This window comes from Altericista sp. CCNU0014 (genome assembly GCF_044923475.1).
Lineage (GTDB): Bacteria > Cyanobacteriota > Cyanobacteriia > Thermosynechococcales > Thermosynechococcaceae > JAAURS01.
This window is the reverse complement of record NZ_CP137338.1, coordinates 1109756-1135297: the sequence shown is the minus strand read 5'-3', so window position 1 is coordinate 1135297 and position 25542 is coordinate 1109756. Positions and strand designations below refer to the sequence as shown.

Genomic DNA, 25542 nt, shown 5'->3' with positions numbered 1-25542 from the left:
ATTGACAGTATGACGACGGCTAAGACAGCCCTAGCACCTTATAGAAGTTTACATTGCTGCCTCAAGGTACGCTCGAATCTTTTCTGCGGTCACTGGAGCCAGCAAAACGCCGTTGCGGTAATGGCCAGTCGCAATCAGGACGTTTTGATAGCCAGGGAGCTGCTCGATGACCGGAGCCGCCCGCTCGTCGGGGCGCGGGCGCAATCCATGCCAGGTGCGGAGAATTTCGGCATCGGCTAGGGCTGGGTAGAGGGCGATCGCCTGCTGGCGCACCCGCTCTAGATCGGCAGGATTCGGTTCGAGAACAGCCTTTTCATCCGGGAACTCGACCGTTGCCCCCACCCAAAGTTCGTCTCGACTCAAAGGGACGAGATGTACATCGCGCCCGTCGATGACGGGACTATCCGGGCGCAGGACTTGAGGGCAGTGCAAATGCAGCGCCTGTCCTAAAACGGGGCGAATCTGGATCGGCTGCGCTAGAGATTGGGTTAAGGCGGCTGAACCTAGGCCCGCTGCAATCACCACCCAGTCCACAGGGATAGCATCCTGGGAGGTACAAAGGCGCGCGACCCGTTGCCGCGTTTGCACGGCTTCAACGCAGAAGTCAGTCGCGACCGTATTGAAATGAAACTGCGCCCCATTCTGGATTGCCCCCCGGATCAGCGATCGGGTCAAGGCCGTGGGGTCGAGCTGTCGATCCTGGGGGGAATAGACCGCTCCGACGGCGATCGCCCCGGTATCGCGCGATCGCGCTGCGGCGAGTTCGGGAAAGCGCTCGACCAGCGTCTCTCGCGGCCAGCATTCCAGCGTAAATCCCTGCTGTTGCCTCACCGCCTTGGTTTTGCTCCACCGCTCAAAATCTTCCGCGTCAAAGAACAGTTGCAAAATGCCGTGGCGATTGTAGGGAATATCGAGTCCCGTCCGTTCCATCAGTTCTGGAATCAAAGCTTCGTAAAGCCGCAAACTCTCCAGTCGGAGCTTTAAATGTTTCCCCTTTAACTTGGAACTGATGACCGCCGCGAGCACCCCAAGGGCCGCACCCGTGGACTCCAGACGCTGGGGAGGGTTCCGTTCGCAGACGTGGATTGCCACGCCAGGCATTTTGCTGAGGCGATAGGCGATCGCCGCTCCCACCACGCCCCCGCCAATGATGCCAACGTTCACTGCAGTCGCTCCCTAACGTATCGTCCCACCGACAAAAAGCGGATTCCGACCTTCAAAAGAGTTCGGAATCCGCCATTGCTCCTCTGCGTTTGGAGCGTCTATGCTTCTGCGGCTTTAGCCGCCAGCATTTTAAGCATCCTCTCCGCCCGCATCCGGGTCTTCCGTGACAGTCGCCGCAACCTCGGGCAAATTGCCTAAGAAAGCATCGATGTCCTTAGCAGCCTTATCGAAATTCCGCAAAGCTGCATCGGTATTCGTTGCGATCGCAGCCTGGTCGATCTCGATAAAGTCTTGGAAAATATCGCGTGAAATTTCCCGAGCGACCTTTTGGTCGGCTGGCAGCAGATTGGACGTAACGTACTTCAAGTCTTGAATCATCGACCCAAAAGGCCCTCGGATCGTACTCCGAACCTCCTGCCAATTTCGGTCTTGGATGGCATCGCCTAAAGCATCCAAACGCCCGTAAGCGCTTTGAATTTCAGGGAGATACTGCTGAATTTTCTGGATCTGTGCCTCTGTGTAGGTGGGAGGAACTTCGACCCTACTGGGACCGCCGCAACTCACTAAAACAAAGGCAACCATAGCTAACAAGCAAGACAGTAGCGCGCGAAATCTAAACATAATGACGTGAAACGGAACGATATGGCTAAAAAGATTTCTTTCGCCATTCTAGGACGAGTTGTTCGTCTCATTGCGGTCTCGGCACAGATTTTCTTGAATTGTTAAGGATTAGCCGCCTGCCATTACGCACCTGGAAAACGATCGATTTGGGCGTAGCCGCTAAACAAGAGCCGTTGCTGCTGGGTTTCAACTCGATTGATGCGCAGGGCAACGCCATCTAGATCGAATCGATCGAGGTCGACCATATCGTTCAAAAGCGCTACAAAGTCGGATGTCATTTGCGCGGACAGATCTCGAACGGCTTCGGGGATTCGATCCGCCAAAAATGTCGCTTCGGCAAACAGCAGGCGTCGCCGCCGCTCTACAGACAAGACAGCCCGCAGCGCAATTGGAATCTGTAGGTCTTGCCCCGGCACGTCAACCTTGGCCTGAATTTCAACTTGGTTTCCGGGTAAGAGCGCGATCGAAATATCCTCAAAAGAGACGGGCTCGTCGATCCCCGTTTCTTCTGACAACCACACCTCATCGAGGCGCTTTTTGACCAGTTCTGCATTAAAAGCCTTATTGATACCCTCCTCTGAAAGCACGATCTGAGCGATCGCCTGGGTGGGCTGCTTGAGCTTGATTTTTCCGCCCAGCACCGAGCCGAAGTCAATGGAAATCGCGTCGGTTTCAAAGGACATCTCCTCTACCTGAAACTGACGCTTGATGACCAAGCCGCGGCCCTGCATCTTGACATTATCCACACTGCCTTGAAGGAGCTTACTGGAAGGGAAACAGCGGATGGTTACCTCTACCGAATCGCTCTGGCTAAACATGCGACGAATCGATTGACTCGCCACTGTGTTGAGCATCTGCTCGCCAAAATCAGTCTGCATTGAACCCTGAGCGTTGGCAAATCCACTGAACATGAAGCTTTCCTCGGTCGCGCCTCCCCCTCTTTGTAACAGAATATTAAGCAACGCGACAACAAAAGGTCAAGAGTTCAGTAAAAATACCTACGCGTCGAGTGCTGGGAAGTTCGAGTCTCTGTAGGGGAGCAGCGGACTTGGTGGAACGGACGCGAGCCTAAGTAGCGCTGGCTGAGGTTGGCGGTTGCAGGAAGATGACATTCGATCCCACTACGGGGCTGCGGGCAACAAGGGTATTGGCGTCGTCCAGCAGCTCAAACCTTTTGAACGGGGTCTTTTGCGATCGCTCCCACAGCTTTTGAGCCACCTTCTCTCGGTCAGTGCGGCTGAGGCCATCCCAAGCCGTCCCTAAGGACACCTTCAAGGTTCGATCGGCATCAGCCGTTTTAATGGAAGCAATCAAACCCTCTCCCATACCCGTTACCGCACTCTCGAGCTGGGTTTGGATCTCCGCTAAATCGAGGGTTGGGACGGGCGCGATCCTTGGGGCTTCCGTGACGATCGGCTGCGCCGCTGGAGCGACGGGCCGAGGGCTGGGCGCGACTGGAGCGGGTTCGATTGCAGAGGGAGCGCTGGTAGGTCTAATGGTGGGTTTAATAGTGGGTTTAATAGTGGGGCGTTGAGCGACAGGTTGGGGCGCGGGCCGCGTCAGAACGGGTTTGGTGGGAACTGGAGGTTGTTTGGCCGCCGCAGGCTTCCCAGAGGTCAGCGATGAAAAGAACCAGTAAATCGCGATCGCCGCTGTCACAATTGCGACGGTCAAAAAGCGATCGGTCAATGCCTGGAGATTCTCGGGCAGGCGTTGGCGCAAGAAGGCTAGTCCCTTATTCCAGGTGGGCACCACTAATTTTTGCCAAAAAGGAACGGCCACCTTCTCCCAAAGGGGTTTCAGCTTATCTAGGGTGGGCTGAAGCTTAACCTTCTGCTCTTGGACCTTCATCTTTGTGGAGCTGGGAACTTTGGCGATCGCCAGGCTCGAGAGCTTCGGCCAAGTCTCATCCAAGAAATGTTCGGTCCAGCGATTTGCGACCAGTAGCGCCTGAATGCTTTTTTCCTTCAGCACTGGCTGGACTTTAACCCAAGCATCCTTTGCCAGCTTTAGCACCTTATTGAACGTCTGCTGCGTTCCAGAGACCTCAACTGCCACCGGAATTGATTCGCGAGGTCGCTTTGCCGATGCTTCAGGTGCAGTAGCCCGAGCAGGCGTAGATTCCGAGGCTAGAGTTTCCGAGGTCAGTGGGGTTGAAGCAGCCACCTCAGCCGTAGATTCTCCTGCTGCTTCGGCCTCTTCGGGGCGATCGGACGCATGAGAATCAGACTCATGGGGAGTTGTCGAATCCTCAGACATACCTGCTCCTTTTCCTCTATAACAGCCATTGGGGGGAGTTCACAGCCTCAATTTATCATCAAAGCCAACGTTTATGATGGAGGTGGACTTGGCACCCTCAAAGCGCATCAGGGGGTTCGGCCTTAGAAGCTGTAATGCTTTGCACGATTGAAGCGATAAATCGCTCGGCAACAAAACTACAAACTACGGAGGAAACATGCAGTCGCGTGTCGTTCGAGAAGGATCGGTAGGGCTTTTACTGCTCTTAGGACTGGGGATCGCAATTGGGATCGTCGCCTGGCTCCGGGGCGCTCACCTTGGCGGACAGTACTCCCTTGAGGTGGAGATGTCCGACGCGATCGGGCTCGATAAGGGTAGCCCTGTTAAGTATCGCGGCGTTAAGGTCGGTCGGGTCCGGTCGTTAACCCCTAGCGTCTATGGCGTGACCGCTCGAATCGATATTGCCCCGGCTTCTTTCGTCATTCCCCGCAATAGCGACGTCAGCGTGACGCAATCTGGCTTTATCGGGCAGGTCGAACTCAGCATTCAACCAAACGCGAAGTTTGACAAAACGGCCACTTACCCCGACCTGTCGCCCTTCAAGCCCAAGTGCGAAAAATCTTTGATCTTGTGCGATGGCGATCGCCTTAGCAGCACCACCGGAGCCAATTTTGACGAGCTGATTCGTTCCACGACCAAGCTCACCAACCTATTGAGCGACAGTAAAGTAATCGATAATGCCAACACCGCGCTCAAAACTCTAAACACCACGGCACTCAGCGTCAATCTACTCTCTCGCAACGCCAACAAAACCCTCAAGGACGTGTCCCTGGTGGCCACTGGATTTACGGGCTTGAGTCGAGATGCGAGGCAGCAACTCCAAAAAATTGGCCCCACTGCCGGTTCCGTCACGAAAGCGGCGGATAGTTTAACCGGCCTGGTTCGCGATAACCGCACGACCCTGATCGGCACCCTCGGCAACCTCCAAGATGCCAGCAAAGATCTGAAAGTTGCGGTTAAAGGGTTGAGCCCCATCTTGAGCCGCGTTGAAAACGGCAAGCTGCTAGACAATTTAGAAACCTTGGCTGAAAACGGAGCGAAAGCTTCAGCAAACCTCAAAACGCTCAGCACGACGCTCAACAATCCCGTAACGCTGCTGGGCCTCGCTCAGACCCTAGACTCGGCCAGAGTCACCTTCCAAAACACTCAGAAAATTACGACGGACTTAGAACAAGTCACCGGAGATCCCAAACTCCGACAAAATATCATCAGGCTCATTAACGGACTCAGCAATCTGCTGTCCTCGACCCAAAGCCTCGATCGGCAAGTCGCAACGCTGCACCAGGAGGAAAATACGTTTTCGGTTTCTAGCCTGTCCGCGCTTCAAGGTTTTACACCTCAAAGTTTTACACCTCAAGATCCCGCACCCCAGTATTTCGGACGGCTGACCGCTTCGCAAACATTTTCTTCTAACCTGTTCTCCGCTGACGCCCTTCTAGGAGCGACAGCAGAATAAGGGGAAACATCAGGACCTTTTCCTCCATCTTTATTTTGATAAAAAACGGGCATCAATATGGATCGATCTAAAGTTATTGCCATCATTACGGGTATTTTTTCGCTCTTGCTAGGCGTTTTGTATCTGGTGCTGGTACAGCTCCTAGACCTGCGCGGCGAGATGATTCCCGCTCCAGTCGGAGCATTATATCTATCTCTTGCCAGAGGTCATTGCCCTTGGTTATAGTTAAGGTATGGGGTACTTTTGCCCTGTTGAGTTGTTGATGCTTCTGGGTATTGCAATTGGTTGCTTTTCTGCTGCGCCCAATTAAACCACGGTGGCTTAACCTAAGTTTTCCATCTACGCTTTACCTATGCCCGATTTTGGATCTTCTGCTGCAAGAGGTTCCAGATGTCCTCCACGCCGAATTGCGCCTCGGCCTTCAAGAAGCGCTGGTCAATGCTGCAAAGCACGGCAATCTACTCAACCCCGGCAAGTCGGTTTCCGTGCGCTATGCCCGCTTTCAGGACAGGCACGAGTGGGTGATTACCGATCAAGGGCTCGGATTCGTGCCGCCACCTTCACCTTGCTACCAGCCCCCCCACGACCATTTGCCCGAGCATGGGTGCGAGTGCGGGCGCGGCCTTTTCATACTGTTTGAGATTTTCGACCAAGTGCGTTGGGACAAGACCGGCACGGAATTGAGTTTGTCTAAATATCTCAGGTAGGACGGGCGATCGCCCCTACCCCCCGTCACCGCGACTCGCTCGAACCCCACCCCGCATAAAATAGCGCTGCCTTGTATCATTGGAAGGATGGAAAGTCCAACGCTTCATTCCTTCTAAACGTATGCCAATTCCGGACCGAGCAAAGTTTTCAATTACAACACCGCTTTATTACGTCAATGGGCTGCCTCACATCGGCAGCGCCTATACCACCATGGCGGCAGATGCTCTGGCCCGCTTTTATCGCCTGCGCGGCTGCGACGTACTTTTCATTACCGGAACGGACGAGCACGGCCAGAAAATCCAGCGCGCGGCAGAGCAACTCCATCGCGAGCCGCAAGCCCATTGCGACGAAATTGCAGCAGGTTTTCAAGATCTGTGGAAACGCCTCAACATTCAATACGATCGCTTCAGCCGCACGACGAGCAAACGACATGCGGCGATCGTCAAGGAATTTTTCCAGCGGGTGTGGACTAAAGGGGACATATATTTGGGCCAGCAGCAAGGATGGTACTGCGTTGACTGCGAAGAATTTAAAGAAGAGCGAGACTTACTGCCCGAACAACGCTGTCCCATCCATACCCACCGGGCCGTAGAGTGGCGAGACGAACAAAACTACTTTTTTCGGCTGTCTCGATATCAGCAGGCTTTACAAGACCATTACGCCGCTAACCCCCATTTCCTCCAGCCCGATATTCGCCGCAACGAAATTCTAAGCTTCGTCGATCGGGGGCTTCAAGACTTTTCCATTTCTCGCGTGAATCTAAACTGGGGCATCCCGGTGCCCGAAGATCCGAAACATACGCTTTACGTTTGGTTTGACGCATTGTTGGGCTACGTTACAGCTCTATTAGAACCCGAAGCCGAACCGACCCTCGAAAACGCGCTCGAAAACTGGTGGCCGATCGATCTTCATCTCATTGGCAAGGATATCCTCCGATTCCACGGCATTTACTGGCCTGCAATGTTGATGTCTGCGGAGCTGCCCCTGCCAAACGCCATTTACGGCCACGGCTTCCTGACCAAAGATGGGCAAAAAATGGGGAAAAGCTTGGGCAATACCCTAGATCCGTTCGACCTCCTCGATCGCTACGGAGCCGATGCCGTTCGCTATTACTTCCTTAAGGAGATTACCTTTGGACGAGATGGAGACTTTAACGAAACTCGATTCATCGATATTCTCAATGCAGATTTAGCCAACGATCTCGGAAATTTGCTGAACCGAACCTTAAAGATGGCGGTGAAATATTGCGAGGGGAAAGTCCCCCACCTCGACCCTCAGGCACTCCCCCAAGATTGGTCGATCGTTCAACTCGCTCAGACTGCTGGAGAACGGGCATTGGAAGCCTACGATGCCCTAAATTTCGGTGTTGCCTGCGAGGCTGCCTTGGCCTTAGTGAGAGCGGGCAACAAGTTTATCGACGAACAAGCTCCCTGGAGTCGGCACAAGACAGGAGACTTTGAGACGGTACATCAAATTCTTTACGCTGTCTTGGAAAGCGTGCGCCTATCAGCCTACTTATTGGCACCGATCGTACCGAGGTTGAGCACTAAGATTTACCAGCAGCTCGGTTACTGCGTTAACTTCGACGACCTAGACGCGTTAGAAACCCCTCAGACATTTTTTTCAGTTCGAGGGCACGATCGCTGGGGCGTTCTTCCGCCGGGCCAAACCTTCGGCCAACCCGAACCTATTTTTCAAAAGCTAATCGCCCCAGATCCGGACTCAGAGCCATAAATTCCTCAAACAAGCTCAATCTACGAATTTATAATGCACATTTGTGAATTATTGTCTTTTCATTGACTTATAGCCGTAAACCTGAGACAAATAGAGTATATTTACTTACTTAAGCTTAAGGTACTTTTTCTAAGGTTTAGCCTCTGCTCGTTTCCCTTCCGGGAGGACTAACCTGAATTTATATTTCGACTTAAGTCATTTTTACACTCGAAGATTTGCTTTCTCAATCCTTTAAAATGACTCGCACATTTAATATCGACTGAATTTTTCAAACAAGGTTTAATTTAAATGGTTCAAAATATATCGGGGCAAGATGGCATTTTTACGCCGGAGCAGGTTTTAGAGAATCGCGGACGCATCGCTATTTTTATTGACGGCTCAAATTTATTTTACGCTGCGCTTCAGTTGGGCGTGGAAATTGACTACACCAAGCTTCTGTGTCGGCTGACGGGCGGATCGCGGCTCCTGAGATCTTTTTTCTACACCGGCGTCGATCCGACCAATGAGAAACAGCAGGGTTTTTTGCTATGGATGCGCCGCAATGGCTACAGAGTGATTACGAAGGAACTGGTTCAGCTTCCAGATGGTTCGAAGAAAGCCAATCTAGATGTTGAGATTGCGGTGGACATGATGGCGCTGGTGGGCTGCTACGATACAGCGATTTTGGTCAGCGGCGATGGAGATTTAGCCTATGCCGTAGATGCCGTGAGCTATCGCGGGATTCGGGTTGAGGTGGTGAGCTTGCGCTCGATGACCAGCGACAGTCTGATTAATGTAGCGGATCGCTATATTGACTTGGATACCATCAAAGAAGATATTCAAAAAGCACCGCGATCGGCCTATACCTATCGACCTTTGACGGGGGTAAGCGCGGGCGCGGAAAATCACGATCGGCCAGAATTACCTGTATTTAATGATTAACGGGCAGCGCGGCGGTTGGGTACAATTTCGTTCTCAAGGCATTCTCGGTCTTCTCTGCCTTCAGTTGGGTGCCTGTTCTTGGCAAGCACCTCAGTCTCCTAGGGCCGCGATAAAACCGGTCGAGGGGGGAGTGTCTTTTTCCGATGTGGCACTGACCCAAACAGATGCGAAGGGAAAACTGCTGTGGAAGTTTCAGGCGAAGGGCGTGACCTCTGGGGAAGGACAGCAGGTGGCTGCAGCCCAGTCGATCAAGGGCCAGCTTTACGAGGCGGGGCAACCTGTTTTCGACATTGCAGCGGGGCGCGGTACGGTTCGTCAGACCAACCGACAGGTCAGCCTTCAAGGCAACATTCAGGTTACAGACCGTCGGCATGGGGTGGTGTTTCGCGGAAATGAAGCGCAGTGGAATCCTCAGGCGGGTTTGCTGATCGTCCGCGGCGGACTGAGGGTCGTACATCCCCAACTTCGGCTTTGGGCCAATGAATTAAGGGCGTCAAAGCGGGGGACCACGATCCAGGCCGATGGCAATGTGGTGCTTGAAACCCGCACGCCCGACGATCGCGAGGATGCTCGACGCGTGCGGCTGAAGGCGGATCGGGCCGTCTGGAATGTCGAGGGGCAGCAGTTTCAGGCGGGTAACGTTTCAGGGCGCGAGCAGCAGCCGACGGTTCAGATCGAGCAGCTCAACTCTACCCGCGAAAAAGCGGTCGCTCTGGCGGGAACAGCGCGGGCAGATCTCAAGCGCGGGGTGGTGGTCCTCGACAGTCCCGTGCGGCTGACGATAGGCGATTTGACGCTGACCAGCCGCGCGCTGACATGGGACACGTCAGCGGAACGAATTTCGACCCGCGAGCTACTGCAATTGCAGGATCCGCGCCGTCAGATTACGGTTATTGCCAACAGCGGGTCTATGGACCAGGCGCGCAGTTCGATCGATCTCCAAGGCAAAGTGGAGGTTACAGGTCTCAAAGATCGCGCCCGCCTGACGAGCGATCGGTTGCTTTGGAATACCGAAACGGAGCGCATTGAGGCGGTGGGAAGCGTGAATTACGTGCAGGAATCCCCAGCATTTTCGCTGCGCGGGCCCAGGGCCGTTGGCAGAATTGAAGAACAAACCCTTCGGATTAGCGGTGGGGATGTGGTGACGGAAATTATTCCCTAAGGAACAGACCTTCCATGGCCGAATCGGTAAAGCACGTCGCGATCGCCATCCTCACCCAATGCGACCGGTTCCTCATGCAGCTCCGCGATCCGGTCCCTCATATCGTGCATCCCGGCCACTGGGGCATGTTTGGCGGTCATCTAGACGCAGGCGAAACCCCACAGGAGGCAATCTGGCGAGAGCTGGCCGAAGAAATTTGCTACACTCCTCCAGCCTTAACTTTATTTTGCGAAGATCGCGAGGTCTCGGTTGTGCGACACGTCTTTTACGGGGAATTGGCCGTCCCGATCGAGGCATTGGATTTGCGAGAGGGCTGGGATTTGGGATTGCTGACGGCAGAGCAAATCCAGGCAGGCTGGGCGCACTCGGCGATCGCTCAGCGCGCCTGTCCCATTGGCGCTCCCCATCAAAGGCTTTTACTGGAGTTCTTGCAACATCAAGCTAACGCCGTGGCAATCGAGCCATAAAAATCATATTGTAAAATCTGAATGCGACCTGTGGTTTAGATGTGGAGTAGCGCGCGTATGGCGTTCGTCGATCGGCAAACGTTATTTCCTCAAGGTATGACGCTAGGGTACTTTTTTAGGTTCCAGAATCGCGCGATGGAATGCGTCGCCGCTGGAGCGCTCGTTTCTACTGGCATCATCGCAATGCCCGGTTTAGCGGCTCCGCTCAACCCCGAGATTAAGGTGGGGATCGAACAGCGCTTCGGTCAGCAGCCGAAGGATCGGCTCGTGCTTCAGGCGCAACCGGGCGATCGCCTCACCTTAAAGTTTTGGACGAGCGGCAAACCCGTCACCGCTGTCGTAGAGAAACTTCAGGTCGACATTGCCCAAGAGCCCTTAAGCGCCCCACGGGAAGACGAGCGATTGGTCATCAGCACTCACCGCAGTTATGAGAGCGCCGAAACCAGTGCCAAACAGTGGCGGGCCAAAGGATACGAGGTCGAAATTGCCCAGCCAGAAAACTGGCAGGTTTGGGCTAAGCGCGATCGCTACGACTCCACCGTGAGCCGCCTGCTCTTACAGGAAGACCTCAAAAGCAAAGGCCTTACCACTAGCTATATCGATCGCAAAACCTTAACCGCGCGCCCCACCCTCAGCTGGGAAATAAACGGGTATCGCTACAATCGCCGCGAGCTGGAAATTACAGCAGCCCAAAACGTCATCCAGGTTGGGAACCAGAGTTTTGGGGGTCGCCTGCGCTTTCAGCCCAATGCCTACGGGTCTTACACCCTGGTCAATCAAGTGCCCGTCGAAACCTATCTTCGCGGCGTCGTTCCTCACGAAATTGGCTCTCAAGCACCCGAAACCGCCGTTCAAGCTCAAACCATTTTGGCAAGAACCTACGCGCTGCGGAACCTGCGCCGCTTTAAGGTAGATGGATACGAGCTTTGTGCCACAACCCAATGCCAGGTCTACGAAGGGCTGAGCGGTGCTACCCCAGTTTCGGATCGAGCCATTGCCACGACGACCGGTCAAGTCTTGACCTACGGAAACGAGCTGATCGACGCGCTTTATTCTTCGACCACAGGGGGCGTCACTGCAGCCTTTGAAGACGTGTGGGAAGGCACGCCAAGACCCTATCTCAAGGCCAAAATCGATGCCTACCCCAACCGCATTTGGGATCTCAATACCCGCAATCTATCGGAAGAAAAAACGTTTCGCGCCTTCATCGGACTTCAGAAAGGCTTCAACGAAGACGGATGGGACTACCTGCGCTGGAAAGTCGCGGCTCCCCTCAAACAAGTCAATCAAAACCTGCGGGAGTTTCTTAAAAAACAGCAACATCCCCTGACGGCATTCAGTACCATTCAGAACCTTCAGGTCGTCGAACGCTCCCGCTCCGGTCGGGTTCAGCGCCTGCGCGTCACAACCGACCTAGGCGCGATCGATCTGGCCAAGGATGAAATTCTGAGGGCCTTCGAAGCCCCTAACAGCCTTCTGTTTTACGTAGAACCCGTTGCCGATGCAAAAAACCCTAAGGTGCTAGGAGGTTTCACCTTCGTGGGGGGCGGTCTGGGGCACGCCGTAGGTCTCAGTCAAGCAGGATCCTATGCGTTAAGCAAACAGGGATGGTCGGCCGCTAAAATTTTGAGTTTTTACTATCCCAATACCTCCCTTCAGCCGCTTTCATCGACGATGGCGTTCTGGAAAGATACGGCCTTATCACCTTCGCCTTCAATCCAGCAGGCTAAGACGGAAGGGGAAGAGGGCTTTCAAATTTTCGGGTGGAAGTTTCCCAAGCTCGGATTGGGTTCTATTCTGGAATGGTTTCAATCCCTGACGGCCTAACAATCTCAAAGCACTTCGAAGAACGCGACGATGCAGCCCTATCTGCTGCAAAGCGACGGGGCCATCTAAGCATCTAAGATAGAGGCATATCTGTTTCACGATCGTTACAAACAGCAGTCAAGGCTGACGCTTGCAGCCAAAACACCGCACAATAAAGGACGTGCGGGATGCCATTGCTTGGCGTCTGACTTCGCTCTTTATTTCCTCGATATCCGCCATGCAAAAAACCTATGACTGTCGCGTCATAAAAACTACGCCCTTGATTAGCCCCGCACTGCTCCACCACGATCTGCCGATTACAGACGCCGCTTCCACCTTGGTTGCCGAAACTCGCGATCGCATCCGCAACATCATGCGTAACGAAGATCGGCGACTGCTGGTCATCGTCGGGCCTTGTTCGGTGCACGATGTCGATGCCGCTTACGATTACGGGCAGCGCCTGGCTCAGTTGCGCCAAGAATTAGCGGACGATCTTGAAATTGTGATGCGGGTGTATTTTGAAAAGCCCCGGACCAATATCGGCTGGAAAGGGCTGATCAACGACCCTTACCTAGACGGCAGTTACGACATCAATACGGGCATGCGCCTGGCCCGGAAATTACTGCTCGATTTAGCCCACCTCGGCCTGCCCGCTGCTACAGAGCTCCTCGATCCCATTACACCCCAGTACATTGCGGATGTGATTGCCTGGACGGCGATCGGGGCGCGTACCACGGAAAGCCAAACCCACCGGGAAATGGCCTCTGGCTTATCCATGCCGATCGGGTTCAAAAACAATACGGATGGCAGTTTGCAAGCCGCTATCAACGCCATGCTTGCCGCCAGCCAACCCCATCATTTTCTGGGGATTAACCTCCACGGGCTAGCGAGCATCGTGGCTACCACGGGCAACCCAGACACGCATCTGGTCTTGCGCGGCGGCAAATCGGGTCCCAACTTCGATGCACCCCATGTCGAAGGCTCTGCCAAGGAACTGATCCGACTCAACCTCAACCATCGCGTGATGGTCGATTGCAGCCATGCCAATGCCCTCAAAGATCACAACCGTCAAATTGTCGTTCTAGAAGACCTAGCCCAACAGCTTTTAGCGGGCTCCAGCCATCTATTGGGCGTCATGATTGAGAGTCATATCGTGGCGGGCAATCAACCCCTCCACGAGGATCTGTCTCAGCTCGTTTACGGTCAGAGCATTACGGATGCCTGCGTCGATTTTGACACCACTGCAATGATGTTGCGAAAGCTAGCTCAGTCGGTCCGATCGTCTGCCATGGTGTCTTGCTAATCTACGGTGAGTTCCCGAGACGGTAGCACCCACCAGTAGTCGAGTTTGCCACAATGGGGGCAGGGGCGATCGCAGGTGACGGTTTTGAGGGATTGCATTAGCCGCGACCTCCTTGTTTTGTAGTTAGGGCGATCGCTTTGCACGAAGATTCCGTCCCTACCCGATCTCATGTTCTCGGGCAGCTCGACGAACCGCTTCAACCTCAACCTTCAGTTGTTGGGCAATTTGCTCATCTGTCATCCCAGTTTTGAGCAACACTGGAACAGTGACCGCCAGCATTTCGGCTTCCCGCTGCTCTCGGCCTTCTTCCCGACCTTCCTCTTTAGCATCCCGATAAATCCGGGTTTCCTGTAACGTTATCCCCAACATGGCTTCCACCTCTTCACGACTTAACTCAGCAAACTTGTAGATCGCGACCGTAGTGATTACATCAATTATCTCGTTTCTTGCAAGAAAACCTGTATCTTCCCGAGCAACCCGCTCCATCAACTGTTTAGCCTGTTCAACCGTTTGCGCTTCCGATGCGATGGTCAACTGCATCAAACTCACGCCAATAGGCTGTTGACTTGGATCCCCCAGTTCATCCAGATAAAACCGCTGTACCTGGGGGCCATCCAAAAGGGAACGATGGATCGTCGTATTGGCTGGTTCCATGCTGCGAGATGGAAAAATCACCACCCCATGCCAATCATCGTAAAGGGTTGGGTTGCGACGCAGATACAGCAAAGACTCCGAGAAAAAGCGATGATACAGCAGCTCATCGGGCTGAAACTGAAATTCGGAAAAATAGACCACCCTCGGTGAGGCATCCTCTGGTGGTAAAAACACCCCATCAATCCGAAAAGTCGGCTCTTTGACCTCAACCGACTCAAAGCGATATCCTTGCACCTGCTCTGGTGGATGCTCCAGCAACGTAAACAGCAGACTGGGAAAGCGTTTGAAGATTTGATAGAAAATGGCGTCTCGTCTCACAGCACTCCACTGACCCTGAATTGATGAAAACGATCCGCGAGAACCACCGTACACTATAGCTTGTCGAACCGCTTCGTAAGACTGTGTCACAGACGATCGCATAATTCAACCAATCTGGTGGCGTTGGCAAAACAGCCTGACGATGAACCTGGGCTATCACTTGGCTCAGCGGAATCATCGTGTCTTACTCATCGATACGGGTCCGCAAGCCAGCCTCACTACCTTTATAGGTTTCTGGATTGAGGCAAAAACATTGCAGGGGCGCGATGTCTCGCGCCCCTACGAATGGATTGCCCTCAACTGTTGCGAGCGATCGCCCGCACGAACCTATCGGTTTTGATGAAAGGTACGGAAAGACTGATAGTTTTCTTCAGGATGGTAGAGATGGCATTCCTGGACGATGCTCTTCATCGTCGGCCAGTCGAAACGACATTCCCGTACGTATTCGCTCCAATTTTCCTTGATGCTGGCGTGGGCCATCCGCAAGCGATAGGACGGAATTGCCGTTGAAATGTGGTGCGGAACGTGAACGTTGATGTCGTGGCACAGCACTTCAACCCATTGGGGATAGTCGCAATGGACGGTCCCGTTGAGCTGGGATTCGGCAGCATTCCACTCCGATTCGGGATGGAACGGAATTTCAGTAGACGTATGGTGAACCAGGGTAAAGGTGCTCATCCAGAAGTGATAGACCAGCCAGGGTAAAAGCCAGAATTTGACGAAGCCCCAGATGCCTGCGGTCGCGATCAGGGTAGGGAAAACGATGGCGGCAAATGCGGCGATCGCCAACACCGAAACCCTCACCTGCTCCCGTTCCTTACCTTCGAACGAGCGCCAGTCGAGGTGATACTTGGCCCAGTGAGCGATGGAACCGGCCCACCAGAAATAGCCGCGAAGCGCGCGGTATCCGGCCTGGATGCCAGGAGAAAACTGCACGTACTCTTCGGCTCGGCTGGGTTGCCAAGCGTTATCGACATCTAGCTTATTGGTATGGGTGTGGTGAAAATTGTGCAAAATCCGCCAGCTATGAAACGGATAAATCAAGGGCAGCAAAAAAATATGTCCAACCCAGTCATTAACCCAACGCTTTTTTGAAAAAGAACGGTGTCCGCAATCGTGGGCGATGACAAAGAAACCCGTCAAGGCCGTTCCAGTCAAAACCCAGGCCAGGGGGAGTAAAAACCAAGGCGAAAAAATAATAGATCCGTAGCCCAGGGCCACAAACAAGACGCTGATTGCTACGCCTTTCCACGCTTGGATCGGATCTTGTTCAAAACAGGCTTTGGGAAGCGATTGAATAATATTGCGAAGCTGAAGCGTACTGTCCTGTTCAGCAGGACGCAGAGAAGAAATTACAGTCGCTGTCATGGGTTGGAGTAATAAAAAGAGCAGCAGATGAAAGACGCTTTGCCAGTTACAGGCAGCAAACACTGCCTTAAACTCTCTCCTGAGAGACAATTTTGACGGCAGGCGGCAATGCACTATTGCAGCAAAGAACGGGGCTAGTGTTGGGTGCGTCAAAAAATTTGCACCAGAGACGCGGCCATGCCAGAGGTATCGCACAACCGTTGTCGTAGGCGCAGCCTAAACACCGAAACCCTTGTTTTTTATAACATATCTTGAACATTCATTAAGAATACCCATCAAAATCGCTCACTCTAAAGCGGCAAAAATTGCCAGTGGAGGAGCCAGCCATGTTTTAGGATAGAGGTTGCTGCTTTGTCAATTCGATTGTGTCATCCATGAATTTAGAGTCCCGTCGCTACCACATCGTCACCTTTGGATGCCAGATGAATAAGGCCGACTCCGAACGCATGGCCGGCGTTTTAGAAGCAATGGGCTACGAGTGGGCCGAACAACCCGACGATGCCAAGATCGTTCTGTACAACACCTGCACGATTCGAGACAATGCCGAGCAGAAGGTTTATTCGTATCTGGGACGGCAAGCCAAGCGCAAGCAACAAGAGCCAGACCTGACCCTAGTCGTAGCGGGCTGCGTGGCCCAGCAAGAAGGGGAAGCGCTCCTCCGCCGCGTTCCAGAGCTGGACCTCGTCATGGGTCCCCAGCATGCCAATCGGCTTCAGGAGCTCTTAGAGCAAGTGTTTGACGGCAATCAGGTGGTGGCCACCGAACCCATCAATATCGTCGAAGACATCACCAAGCCCCGACGGGATAGTGCGGTAACGGCCTGGGTCAACGTCATTTACGGCTGCAACGAGCGCTGTACCTATTGCGTCGTCCCCAACGTGCGCGGGATCGAGCAATCTCGGACCCCCGAAGCGATTCGCGCGGAGATGGAGACCCTGAGCCGCCAAGGGTTCAAAGAGGTGACGCTGCTGGGCCAAAACATCGATGCCTACGGTCGGGACCTACCCGGATCGACGGTTGAAGGCCGCCACCAGCACACCCTGACAGATTTGCTCTACTTCGTCCACGACGTGCCGGGCATCGAGCGGATTCGCTTTGCCACCAGCCATCCGCGCTATTTCACCGAGCGGCTGATTCGCGCCTGTGCCGAGCTGCCAAAGGTCTGCGAACACTTCCATATCCCCTTCCAATCCGGCGACAATGAAATTCTGAAGGCTATGAGCCGAGGCTATACCCAGGAACGCTATCGCCGCATTATCGAGATGGTGCGCTCCTACATGCCCGATGCCTCCATCAGCGCCGATGCGATCGTGGGGTTTCCAGGGGAGACGGACGCTCAGTTTGAGGCCACTCTCCAGCTCGTGGAAGACCTGGAATTCGATCTGTTGAATACTGCGGCCTACTCTCCGCGTCCCAACACCCCAGCAGCGCTCTGGGGGAACCAACTGAGCGAGGAAGTGAAGGCCGATCGCCTTCAGCAACTCAACCGCTTGGTCAACCAGAAGGCAGCAGGGCGATCGCAGCGCTATCTAGGCCGCACGGAGGAAGTTTTGGTCGAAGATACCAACCACAAAGATCCGACCCAGGTCATGGGGCGAACGCGGGGCAATCGGCTGACCTTTTTTGCAGGAGAGATCGAACAGTTGCGCGGCCAGCTCGTTCCGGTCAAAATCACGGAAATCCGACCCTTCAGCCTGACGGGCATGCCTTTGATGCCAGCCTTGCTTTGACGTTAAGCCTTGCTTTGACGTTAAGCCTTGCTTTGACGTTAAGCTTCCGTAAAACGGCTGTACCGAAATGCATTGAGAATGGGGTCGATGCGTTGCTGGCAAATCAGGTCTGCAAGCAACGCGGCGGTAATGGGCGTTAAGAGAATTCCGTTGCGGTAGTGTCCGGTTGCCAGGACTAAGTTCGAGTAAGGGCTAGCGCCTAAAATCGGCAACTCATCGGGGGTGGCGGGGCGGAACCCCCACCAATACTGCTCCAAAATCCAGTCTTCGAGTAGCGGATAGAGCCGGATGGCGGCGGTCAAGAGTTGCTGGACGCCTGCTGGCGTATTGTGGGGGGTAAAGCCGACATCTTCGCTGGTGGCTCCCACCACAATCCGCCCGTTGTGGCGGGGCACGAGGTATACTTCGCTGCCAAACAGGACGTGCTGAAGCGGCTGGCGCCCTGTCTTCGAGCGCACTGCCAGCAGTTGTCCCTTACGCGGCACGACAGGAATGGGGAGGAGTTCTCCCGACCACGCCCCCGCTGCCAACAGGTAGCAATCCGCCCGATACCATTCATTTCCGGCACAAACGCCCGTCACTTTGTTTCCATCGCGGGCAACGCGATCGACGGCAACGCCTTCGCGAACGGCAATGCCGCACTGCGCTACAGCTGCGCGCAAGGCTCGGGCCATGGCTTGGTTATCGACCTGCCCATCTTCCGGGAACCACCAGCCGCCCGCAACCTCATCGCTCAATTCGGGCTGGAGGATATCCAAAGAAGGGCGATCGCACCACTGCGCTGCTTCCTCAGTCCCCCGTAGCAACTCCGCATCGCGATAAAGCGGGGCAATAATACCGCAGGGCCAATATTCGGAATTCATTCCCGTCAAGGACTCTAATTTGTCAATCCATTCCGGGTAGAGCGATCGACTGCGGAGGCAAAGTTCCAGCATGGGTCCTGGCAAGAGACCTTCCGCTTGTGGAGCCAGCATTCCGGCAGCAGCGTGGAGCGCGGCTTCTTGGGAATTGCGGCTGAGGATGGCGACCGATACCCCTCGCAACGCCAGTTCGAGGGCGGTTGCCATCCCGATGGCTCCCCCCCCGATAATTAAGACATCGCTGCGGGTTTGCATGGGTTTTCCCTTCGTTCCAATCCTCTCCCAGCCCGAAGGCTAGGAGCTACTTTTCCAAACCTACAGATAAATGCTCCGCAGCTTTCATTGTACAAGGAGGCGCATCGTTAATGTCATCGCTCGCTTCAGCCTTAACAGGCATGCTGCCTAGAGACCCAAACCGAACGATCCAGCGTAGACCCTATTGAAGACGTACTCATAGCCGAACGGCGGAAGCTAATTCGTCAGTCTCGATCGATACAATTGAGTTAGCAATCTTCTCTAGAACTAAACCAGTCAATATTCGCGATATTTCATCCTCCTTAGATTTTTACTGCCATGAACTCGGCACACCAATGCTTTTGCGATCTCGCTCCCTTCTACGTCCTAGACCTATTGGACGAGGCCGAGCGCGATTGGGTAGAACGGCAGATTTTGGAGATACCTGAACTGGCGGAAGAGTTTCACCAGTACGAGGTTGCAGCCACTGCATTACCCTACGGCGCGGATCTTAAAGAAGTCGCTGGCGATCTCAAAGGACGCTTGTTTGACGCTTTAAATCTGGCTCCGCCTGAAGACATTTCTCCCGTTGCTGAAGCCCCAGAAGATAGCCACCTTTTTACCGTACGATTTCGAGATATTCAGTGGAAGGCACATCCCGTGCCTGGCGTTGAGGTTTCGATTTTTTACACCGATCGCATTGCAAGGCGAATATCAGGAGTATTGAAAGCATCGCCAGGAATGCAGTATCCCCCACATCGCCATCGGGAGACTGAGGAGATTTACATGATAAGCGGAGACTTGAGAATTGGAACCGAAGTTTACGGTGCGGGGGACTATATCAGATCTCATCCCGGTTCGGTTCATGCACCCTACAGCCACGATGGATGCATGTTTTTCTTCAATACTTCGATGGACGACGAGTATTTCGAAACCGAACGGGTGCTGAGCTAGGCCCCGGACCGCAATTAGTCTCCCAAATGCTTAACGCTGGGCTACCACCAAGCGCTCGTTTAAGTTGAGCGTTAAGTCTGTATTCGGCTCAATCACAACCACCCGATTCAACTTGGGACGGTCGATAGCCCCGCCGATGGTGGCGCCCGCCGCCGCACCGCTGATGACTTTCTGGGGCGTAATGGTGCGATCGCCCACCACTCCCGACACTCCAGCACCCAGTACGGCCCCGATCGCCGTATCTCTCAAAATAGAGAGTGCCGGACGCCCCCGATTGGTTTCGATAGCGGCCCCAGTGGCAGCACCTGCAAGAACTTTTTCCGCAGTAATGGTGCGATCGCCTGCTAGCCCCGAAATTCCGGCTGCAACACCCGCACCGATCGCGGAATTTCGAGCGAGGGAAATCAAGTTAATATCGCGAGTGTTTCTAACGCGAGAGACCACTGCCGACGAAGCCGAGATGGGATAGGATTCTCCATCGATGCGAAGCGTCTGCGCCACGAATTGGGAGCCACCGCTTTGAGGCTTCAGCACGCCTTCGATCTGACTTCCGGCAGGGATAATCGTGACTCCATCCGCCGTTTTGACGTTGGACGTTGTCGTTAGGGTCAAGTCAACGGTCTCAGTAGGCGTTACCAGAATGCGATCGGATGCCGTATATTTCACCGGAATGGTTTCGCCTGCGTTCAGAAAAATATCGTTTTGAAACGCGCCGCCGACAATATAACTGGCCGGTACGAGCGCGGTCTGGGTCGGTTCTTTCAACGCTTGGCACAGAAAGGCCGCCACTTCTGCACGGGTTGCATTTCGATTCGGGTCGAGTCGCTTCACTTCGGGGTAGTTCACCACGATGCGTTGGGCCGTGGCAGCGGCGATCGCTCCATTGGCATAACTCGGTACCGCATCGGCATCGTCGTAATTGCGAGTCAGAACGCTGTCTGAGTTAGCAGGCACCCGATAGTTAAGCCCGTTGGCTAAAGCAACCAAAACTTGCACCCGTGGAATGTTTTGGGCAGGACGGAACGATCCGTCGGGATAACCCGTCAAAAAACCAGACTGAGCTGCCTGCTGAATCGCAGGATAGGCCCAAAATCCTCGGCTTACATCGCCGTAGGATTTGGAACTATTGCTAGCATTTTGAGTCGGGAACGCACTCCCGAGCATGGTTGCAAATTCTGCGCGGGTAACGGATGCATTGGGACGAAATGTACCATCTGGATACCCGTTAATAATGCGGCGCTCGGCCAAGGAAGTAATGCATCGATTGGCCCAAACGCCCTGAATATCCGAGAGTTGCGTTTGCGCTCGCACCGCCGTGCCCCAACCCGCAACTAAGCTGGAAATTGCACTCAAACTTAAAGCCCAAGCTGTTCCAGACTGCAACCAATACGATCCTTTCATAAAAATGCCTACTTAATGCGATGACATTTAAATAGACACTAGAGCCAGTAAATTAGTTTCTAGCAGAGCATAAATAATTTAATCCTTATAATTAGGCTATATTTTGTCAATAACAAGACAATATGTCCATAAACGAGTTAATGACGTTGTTCGCGATCGCCCTGTTCCTTCACCCCGCTCTGATAAGATGGATCGATTCTTGCAAGTAGATGTACGCTGCAATGCTTGCGTTCTGAGGCGATCGATAACCGCAGCCATCAAACATGACAAACACCTGGAATGCCGCGCTCTATGAAGACCAGCACGCCTTTGTCTGGCAGTATGGGGGAAAACTTCTGGATCTACTTGCGCCCGAGGCTGGAGAGTCGATTCTCGATCTGGGATGCGGTACGGGGCAGTTGACGGCACAGTTGGCGCAGTTGGGGGCGGCAGTACGCGGAATGGATGCCGATGCAGCCATGATTGCTAAGGCTCGGCAGAACTATCCAGATCTCGTATTCGAGCAGGCGGACGCTCGTTTTTTTGAGGTCCGCGAGCCATTAGATGCTGTATTTTCAAATGCCGCGCTCCATTGGGTTAAAGAACCGGATGCGGCGATCCAGTGCATTTGCCGAGCGCTCAAGCCGGGCGGGCGGTTTGTCGCTGAGTTTGGTGGGAAGGGGAATGTAAACGCCATTACTCAAGCCCTTACCAAGACCCATGCTTTCTACGTCTCGCCCTGGTATTTCCCCAGCGTGGCGGAATATTCCACGCGGCTGGAACAGCAAGGATTGGAAGTGGTGTTTGCAACCTTGCGCGATCGCCCGACGCCTCTAGAAGGTGCAGATGAGGGCTTAGCCAATTGGCTGCGCGCGTTCGCAAACGGATTCTTAGATCGGCTAACGCCCGAGCAGCAAACTCAAGCGATCGCATCCGTCGAACAGCAACTCAAACCGACGCTGTATTGCGATGGCCGATGGATTGCAGACTATCGCCGTTTGCGCATCATGGCAATCAAGCCGTAAAGTTGACAGTAAGCTATAGACAAGGCTTACGGCTTGCGGAGCCTCTCTGCAAGCGCTAGGGGGCAGGGGAACGCTTTTACATCAGTCCTACGTTGCAGTCTTCCGAGAACCGAACCGATGAAAATTCTTCACGGCACCTGGATTCCACAAGCAGAAGATAGTTTCATCCAAAGGGGTACGTTTTTCCTTTGGGTGGAAACAACCGAGGCGACCAAAAAACGCAAAACAGCTCAAAATATTCATCCAAGCCACCTTTTTAAGGACGAGCTCGAACCTTTTTTGGCGCAACAGCTAGGTATTAAGTCGGAGCTGAGAACGCACCCGATCGCAGAGCAGATTTCGCCGCAATATTTTCTGCTCCCCAGCGCGGGCGATCGCCCTCTCCCTTCTCTAGAGATGGCACGGTATCTAGAGCAGGATATTCCCGAAACCTTCGACCTGCAATATTGGCAGGTGGACTGCTACGCCGCTAAAGCTTTAGTTAAAACGACCGGGTATCATTCCGAGCTAGTCGCGAACGCGATCAAACTGCTCAATGAAATTCACTTCCTAGCCATCAATAACTTAGCAGAAGTGCAGCTCGGTGCCGATCTTCTATTCTGGTACCACTACACCCAAGCTTTTAAGCAAGTCATCCTGAAAGATCGATATATTCCGGCTTTGAAATATCGCGAAATTGCTGCGGCAAAACCAGCCGCTTCAGCCAAAGGTAAGGGTAAATCCGCTGCAAAGTCTCCGGCTAAAAGCGAACCGGATTTTGAGATTTATCCGGGCTGGGAAATTATCGACGAGCGCTACGAGGCCGATCTGAAAAGGTATGCAGACTACATGCCCTTAGCTTGCGTTGCAGGATTTGCAGAACCCCGCGACGTTCCAGAATTTTACGATCGCGAACTGTTATTGCGCCATTTTTCGGAATGCTTGCTGACTGAAATTGCAACCCATACGCCCTCAACGGCAGGGTTCGACCAAAAAATCAACAACACGCTTCTGCACGCCTGCCTCACTGCCAGCGATCGCCCGCTGGGCAAAGATCTGGCGCTCTATCAAAAGTGGCGGACTTGGCGCGATCGCATCAGCCATACCCAAACGGCAATCCCGTTCTATTTGTGTTTTCAGCTTTGCGAACCGAGCAAGCCAGAAGACAACTGGGAACTCCAGTTTCTAGCTGCTCCTCGCCAGGATCCATCTCTGCGGGTTCCGCTCGCGGAATATTGGTCGGCCAAGCCAAAGCGACAGAAAGAGCTACAAAAGCAATTGGGCGATAGTTTCGAGCAAAATCTGCTCTTGAACTTAGGGTATGCGGCTCGGATCTATCCCAAACTCTGGCAGGGGTTAGAAACCGATCGCCCCGTCAGCATTTTTATGGATTTAGCTGGGGCATTCGAGTTTCTGCAAGACTCTGCCTGGGTGCTAGAAAGTGCCGGATACAAGGTGATTATTCCAGCCTGGTGGACGCCCAAGGGGCATCAAAGGGCTAAGGTACGCCTGCGGGCTAAGGGGAAATCGCTTTCTACTGCTAAAGAAAAAGCCAAGAGCTACTTTAGCTACGACAACCTTGTGGAGTACCAGTACGACCTCGCCATCGGGGGCGAGCAGGTAACAGAGAAAGAATGGATGGAGTTGGTCGAGGCCAAGTCACCGTTGGTCAAGTTTAGAGGCCAGTGGATGCATCTAGATCAGGACAAGATGCAGCAGATGCTGGAGTTCTGGAAAAAGCAGCAGATCGAAAACCCCGAGCTAACCCTCATCGACTTTATGCGGATGACCGCTGAGGGGGGCGAAGACCTGGAGGTGGAGTTCGATCGCGCTCAAACGCTTGCCGAAATGCTGGATAAGCTGCACGACAAGAGTCGGCTGGAGGCGATCGCCGACCCCGTTCAACTCCAAGGCACGTTGCGGGAATACCAAAAACGCGGCGTATCTTGGCTGTGCTATCTAGAACAATTGGGCCTGAACGGCTGTCTAGCAGACGATATGGGCCTTGGCAAAACCGTTCAGGTGATTGCTCGACTGGTGCAGGAGCAGGAGCAGTCCGACACGCCTCTGAAGCCCACGCTGCTGATTGCACCGACGTCTGTGGTGGGAAACTGGCGCAAGGAAGTCGAGAAATTTGCGCCCCATCTACGGGCGATCGTCCATCACGGGAACGAACGTGCTAAGGATGTGAAAGAATTTCAGGCGATGGCGCAGCAGAACCATGTGGTCATTACGTCCTTTACGCTGATCCGCAAGGATCTCAAGCTGATTGAAAGCGTGGACTGGCATCGGTTGGTTTTAGACGAAGCGCAGAATATCAAGAACCCCAAAGCCGAGCAGACCAAGGCTATTTTGAAGCTTTCAGCGCCCCATCGCTTGGCCCTGACGGGAACTCCGGTCGAGAATCGGCTGTTGGATCTGTGGTCGATTTTTAACTTCCTCAATCCCGGTTATCTGGGTAAAGAAGCGCAGTTCCGCAAGAGTTTTGAATTACCCATTCAGAAGAACAACGACAGGATGCGATCGCAAACCCTTAAAAAGCTGGTGGAACCTTTCATTCTGCGGCGGGTGAAGACCGACCAATCTATCATCAAAGACTTGCCCGATAAGGTGGAGCAAAAGCTTTACTGCAATCTAACGAAGGAGCAAGCTTCTCTTTACGAGGCTGTGGTTAAGGACGTTACGAGTAACATTGATGAGACAGATGGCATTCAGCGCAAAGGGTTGATTTTGGCGACGCTGCTGAAGCTAAAGCAAATTTGCAACCATCCCCGTCAGTTTTTGCAGGACGAGAGCGACTTTACGCCGGAGCGATCGCACAAGCTCAGCCGCCTCAGCGAGATGGTGGCAGAGGTGATGGAGGAAGGCGAAAGTCTGCTGATCTTTACTCAATTTACGGAGTTGGGGGATGCTTTAGAGAAATACCTACGTCATACCTGTCATTACAATACCTACTACCTCCACGGTGGCACCAATCGCAATAAGCGCGAGGCTATGATTACGGAGTTCCAAGACCCGGAAACAGAGCCATCGGTGTTTATTTTGTCTCTGAAGGCAGGGGGTGTTGGTATTACGCTCACGAAGGCGAATCACGTGTTCCACTTCGATCGCTGGTGGAACCCTGCGGTGGAAAATCAGGCGACGGATCGGGCGTTTCGGATTGGACAGAAGAAGAATGTGTTTGTGCATAAATTTGTGGCGATCGGCACTCTGGAGGAGCGGATTGATGAAATGATTGAGGATAAGAAGAAGCTGGCAGGTTCGATTGTGGGTTCGGATGAATCTTGGCTTACGGAGTTAGATAATGATGCTTTCAAGAAGCTCATCTCTCTAAATAAAAGCGCAATTTTAGAGTAGATTTATTCTGATAATGTCTCGCTCTCAAATCGCTCTAAATCAG

At 53.5% G+C, this 25542-nt stretch carries 22 protein-coding genes; 14 read left to right on the top strand and 8 right to left on the bottom strand.

Features of this window, described 5'->3' with window-relative positions:
* Positions 1-48: 48 nt before the first annotated feature.
* The 4 genes from R6H26_RS05695 to R6H26_RS05680 form a co-directional block, all read right to left on the bottom strand.
* Positions 49-1164 (bottom strand): NAD(P)/FAD-dependent oxidoreductase, encoded by a 1116-nt coding sequence (locus tag R6H26_RS05695; RefSeq protein WP_404789097.1) that lies wholly within the window; start codon positions 1162-1164, stop codon positions 49-51.
* A 129-nt stretch (positions 1165-1293) separates the two neighbouring features.
* Positions 1294-1785: a photosystem II protein PsbQ gene (gene psbQ, locus R6H26_RS05690; protein ID WP_404789095.1), complete on the bottom strand. Its 492-nt coding sequence runs from the start codon at positions 1783-1785 to the stop codon at positions 1294-1296.
* A gap of 122 nt (positions 1786-1907) precedes the next feature.
* A complete protein-coding gene (locus R6H26_RS05685) occupies positions 1908-2696 on the bottom strand; it encodes a DUF2993 domain-containing protein (RefSeq protein ID WP_404789093.1) in 789 nt (262 codons plus the stop codon).
* Between the two features lie 157 nt (positions 2697-2853).
* A complete protein-coding gene (locus tag R6H26_RS05680; RefSeq protein WP_404789091.1) occupies positions 2854-4044 on the bottom strand; it encodes a hypothetical protein in 1191 nt (396 codons plus the stop codon).
* A 196-nt stretch (positions 4045-4240) separates the two neighbouring features.
* Between R6H26_RS05680 and R6H26_RS05675 the strand changes: the two genes are divergently transcribed.
* From R6H26_RS05675 to R6H26_RS05635, 9 genes are all read left to right on the top strand, one after another.
* The gene (locus tag R6H26_RS05675; protein ID WP_404789089.1) at positions 4241-5539 is read left to right on the top strand and encodes an MlaD family protein; all 1299 of its coding nucleotides are present in this window, start codon (positions 4241-4243) and stop codon (positions 5537-5539) included.
* A 57-nt stretch (positions 5540-5596) separates the two neighbouring features.
* On the top strand, positions 5597-5764 hold the full coding sequence (locus R6H26_RS05670; RefSeq protein WP_404789087.1) for a hypothetical protein: 168 nt from the start codon (positions 5597-5599) through the stop codon (positions 5762-5764).
* Positions 5765-5901: 137 nt separating this feature from the next.
* Entirely contained in the window at positions 5902-6246 is a 345-nt protein-coding gene (locus R6H26_RS05665; protein WP_404789085.1) for an ATP-binding protein, read from the top strand.
* A gap of 121 nt (positions 6247-6367) precedes the next feature.
* A complete protein-coding gene (metG, locus tag R6H26_RS05660) occupies positions 6368-7981 on the top strand; it encodes a methionine--tRNA ligase (RefSeq protein WP_404789083.1) in 1614 nt (537 codons plus the stop codon).
* 288 nt (positions 7982-8269) lie between these two features.
* Positions 8270-8902, top strand: coding sequence for an NYN domain-containing protein (locus R6H26_RS05655; RefSeq protein ID WP_404789082.1), 633 nt, complete (start codon positions 8270-8272; stop codon positions 8900-8902).
* The gene (gene lptC, locus R6H26_RS05650) at positions 8895-10064 is read left to right on the top strand and encodes an LPS export ABC transporter periplasmic protein LptC (RefSeq protein ID WP_404789080.1); all 1170 of its coding nucleotides are present in this window, start codon (positions 8895-8897) and stop codon (positions 10062-10064) included. The genes R6H26_RS05655 and lptC overlap by 8 nt, the downstream gene beginning before the upstream one ends.
* A 14-nt stretch (positions 10065-10078) precedes the next feature.
* Positions 10079-10531 (top strand): NUDIX hydrolase, encoded by a 453-nt coding sequence (locus R6H26_RS05645; protein WP_404789078.1) that lies wholly within the window; start codon positions 10079-10081, stop codon positions 10529-10531.
* Between the two features lie 57 nt (positions 10532-10588).
* Positions 10589-12358: a SpoIID/LytB domain-containing protein gene (locus tag R6H26_RS05640; protein ID WP_404789077.1), complete on the top strand. Its 1770-nt coding sequence runs from the start codon at positions 10589-10591 to the stop codon at positions 12356-12358.
* Positions 12359-12575: 217 nt separating this feature from the next.
* Positions 12576-13640: a 3-deoxy-7-phosphoheptulonate synthase gene (locus tag R6H26_RS05635; RefSeq protein ID WP_404789075.1), complete on the top strand. Its 1065-nt coding sequence runs from the start codon at positions 12576-12578 to the stop codon at positions 13638-13640.
* A 156-nt stretch (positions 13641-13796) separates the two neighbouring features.
* Here R6H26_RS05635 and R6H26_RS05630 read toward each other — a convergent pair whose 3' ends face one another.
* Positions 13797-14702, bottom strand: coding sequence for an Rpn family recombination-promoting nuclease/putative transposase (locus R6H26_RS05630; protein WP_404789073.1), 906 nt, complete (start codon positions 14700-14702; stop codon positions 13797-13799).
* 52 nt (positions 14703-14754) lie between these two features.
* Here R6H26_RS05630 and R6H26_RS05625 point away from each other — a divergent pair, with 52 nt between their 5' ends.
* Positions 14755-14952 (top strand): ParA family protein, encoded by a 198-nt coding sequence (locus tag R6H26_RS05625; RefSeq protein WP_404789071.1) that lies wholly within the window; start codon positions 14755-14757, stop codon positions 14950-14952.
* On the opposite strand, the gene R6H26_RS05620 is transcribed toward R6H26_RS05625, so the two are convergent.
* On the bottom strand, positions 14940-15980 hold the full coding sequence (locus R6H26_RS05620; RefSeq protein ID WP_404791224.1) for a fatty acid desaturase: 1041 nt from the start codon (positions 15978-15980) through the stop codon (positions 14940-14942). The genes R6H26_RS05625 and R6H26_RS05620 overlap by 13 nt on opposite strands.
* 374 nt (positions 15981-16354) lie before the next feature.
* On the opposite strand from R6H26_RS05620, the gene miaB reads away from it, so the two are divergent.
* On the top strand, positions 16355-17710 hold the full coding sequence (gene miaB, locus R6H26_RS05615; RefSeq protein WP_404789069.1) for a tRNA (N6-isopentenyl adenosine(37)-C2)-methylthiotransferase MiaB: 1356 nt from the start codon (positions 16355-16357) through the stop codon (positions 17708-17710).
* 38 nt (positions 17711-17748) lie between these two features.
* Here the strand turns inward: miaB and thiO are convergent, their stop codons facing one another.
* Positions 17749-18825, bottom strand: coding sequence for a glycine oxidase ThiO (gene thiO / locus R6H26_RS05610; protein ID WP_404789067.1), 1077 nt, complete (start codon positions 18823-18825; stop codon positions 17749-17751).
* 318 nt (positions 18826-19143) lie between these two features.
* On the opposite strand from thiO, the gene R6H26_RS05605 reads away from it, so the two are divergent.
* Positions 19144-19758: a cupin domain-containing protein gene (locus R6H26_RS05605; RefSeq protein WP_404789065.1), complete on the top strand. Its 615-nt coding sequence runs from the start codon at positions 19144-19146 to the stop codon at positions 19756-19758.
* Positions 19759-19788: 30 nt separating this feature from the next.
* On the opposite strand, the gene R6H26_RS05600 is transcribed toward R6H26_RS05605, so the two are convergent.
* Entirely contained in the window at positions 19789-21159 is a 1371-nt protein-coding gene (locus R6H26_RS05600; protein WP_404789063.1) for an S-layer homology domain-containing protein, read from the bottom strand.
* A gap of 263 nt (positions 21160-21422) precedes the next feature.
* Between R6H26_RS05600 and R6H26_RS05595 the strand changes: the two genes are divergently transcribed.
* Both R6H26_RS05595 and R6H26_RS05590 read left to right on the top strand, forming a co-directional pair.
* Complete coding sequence (locus R6H26_RS05595; RefSeq protein WP_404789061.1) at positions 21423-22163, top strand: class I SAM-dependent methyltransferase; 741 nt, start codon at positions 21423-21425, stop codon at positions 22161-22163.
* Between the two features lie 117 nt (positions 22164-22280).
* Complete coding sequence (locus R6H26_RS05590) at positions 22281-25499, top strand: DEAD/DEAH box helicase (RefSeq protein ID WP_404789060.1); 3219 nt, start codon at positions 22281-22283, stop codon at positions 25497-25499.
* Positions 25500-25542 lie beyond the last annotated feature (43 nt).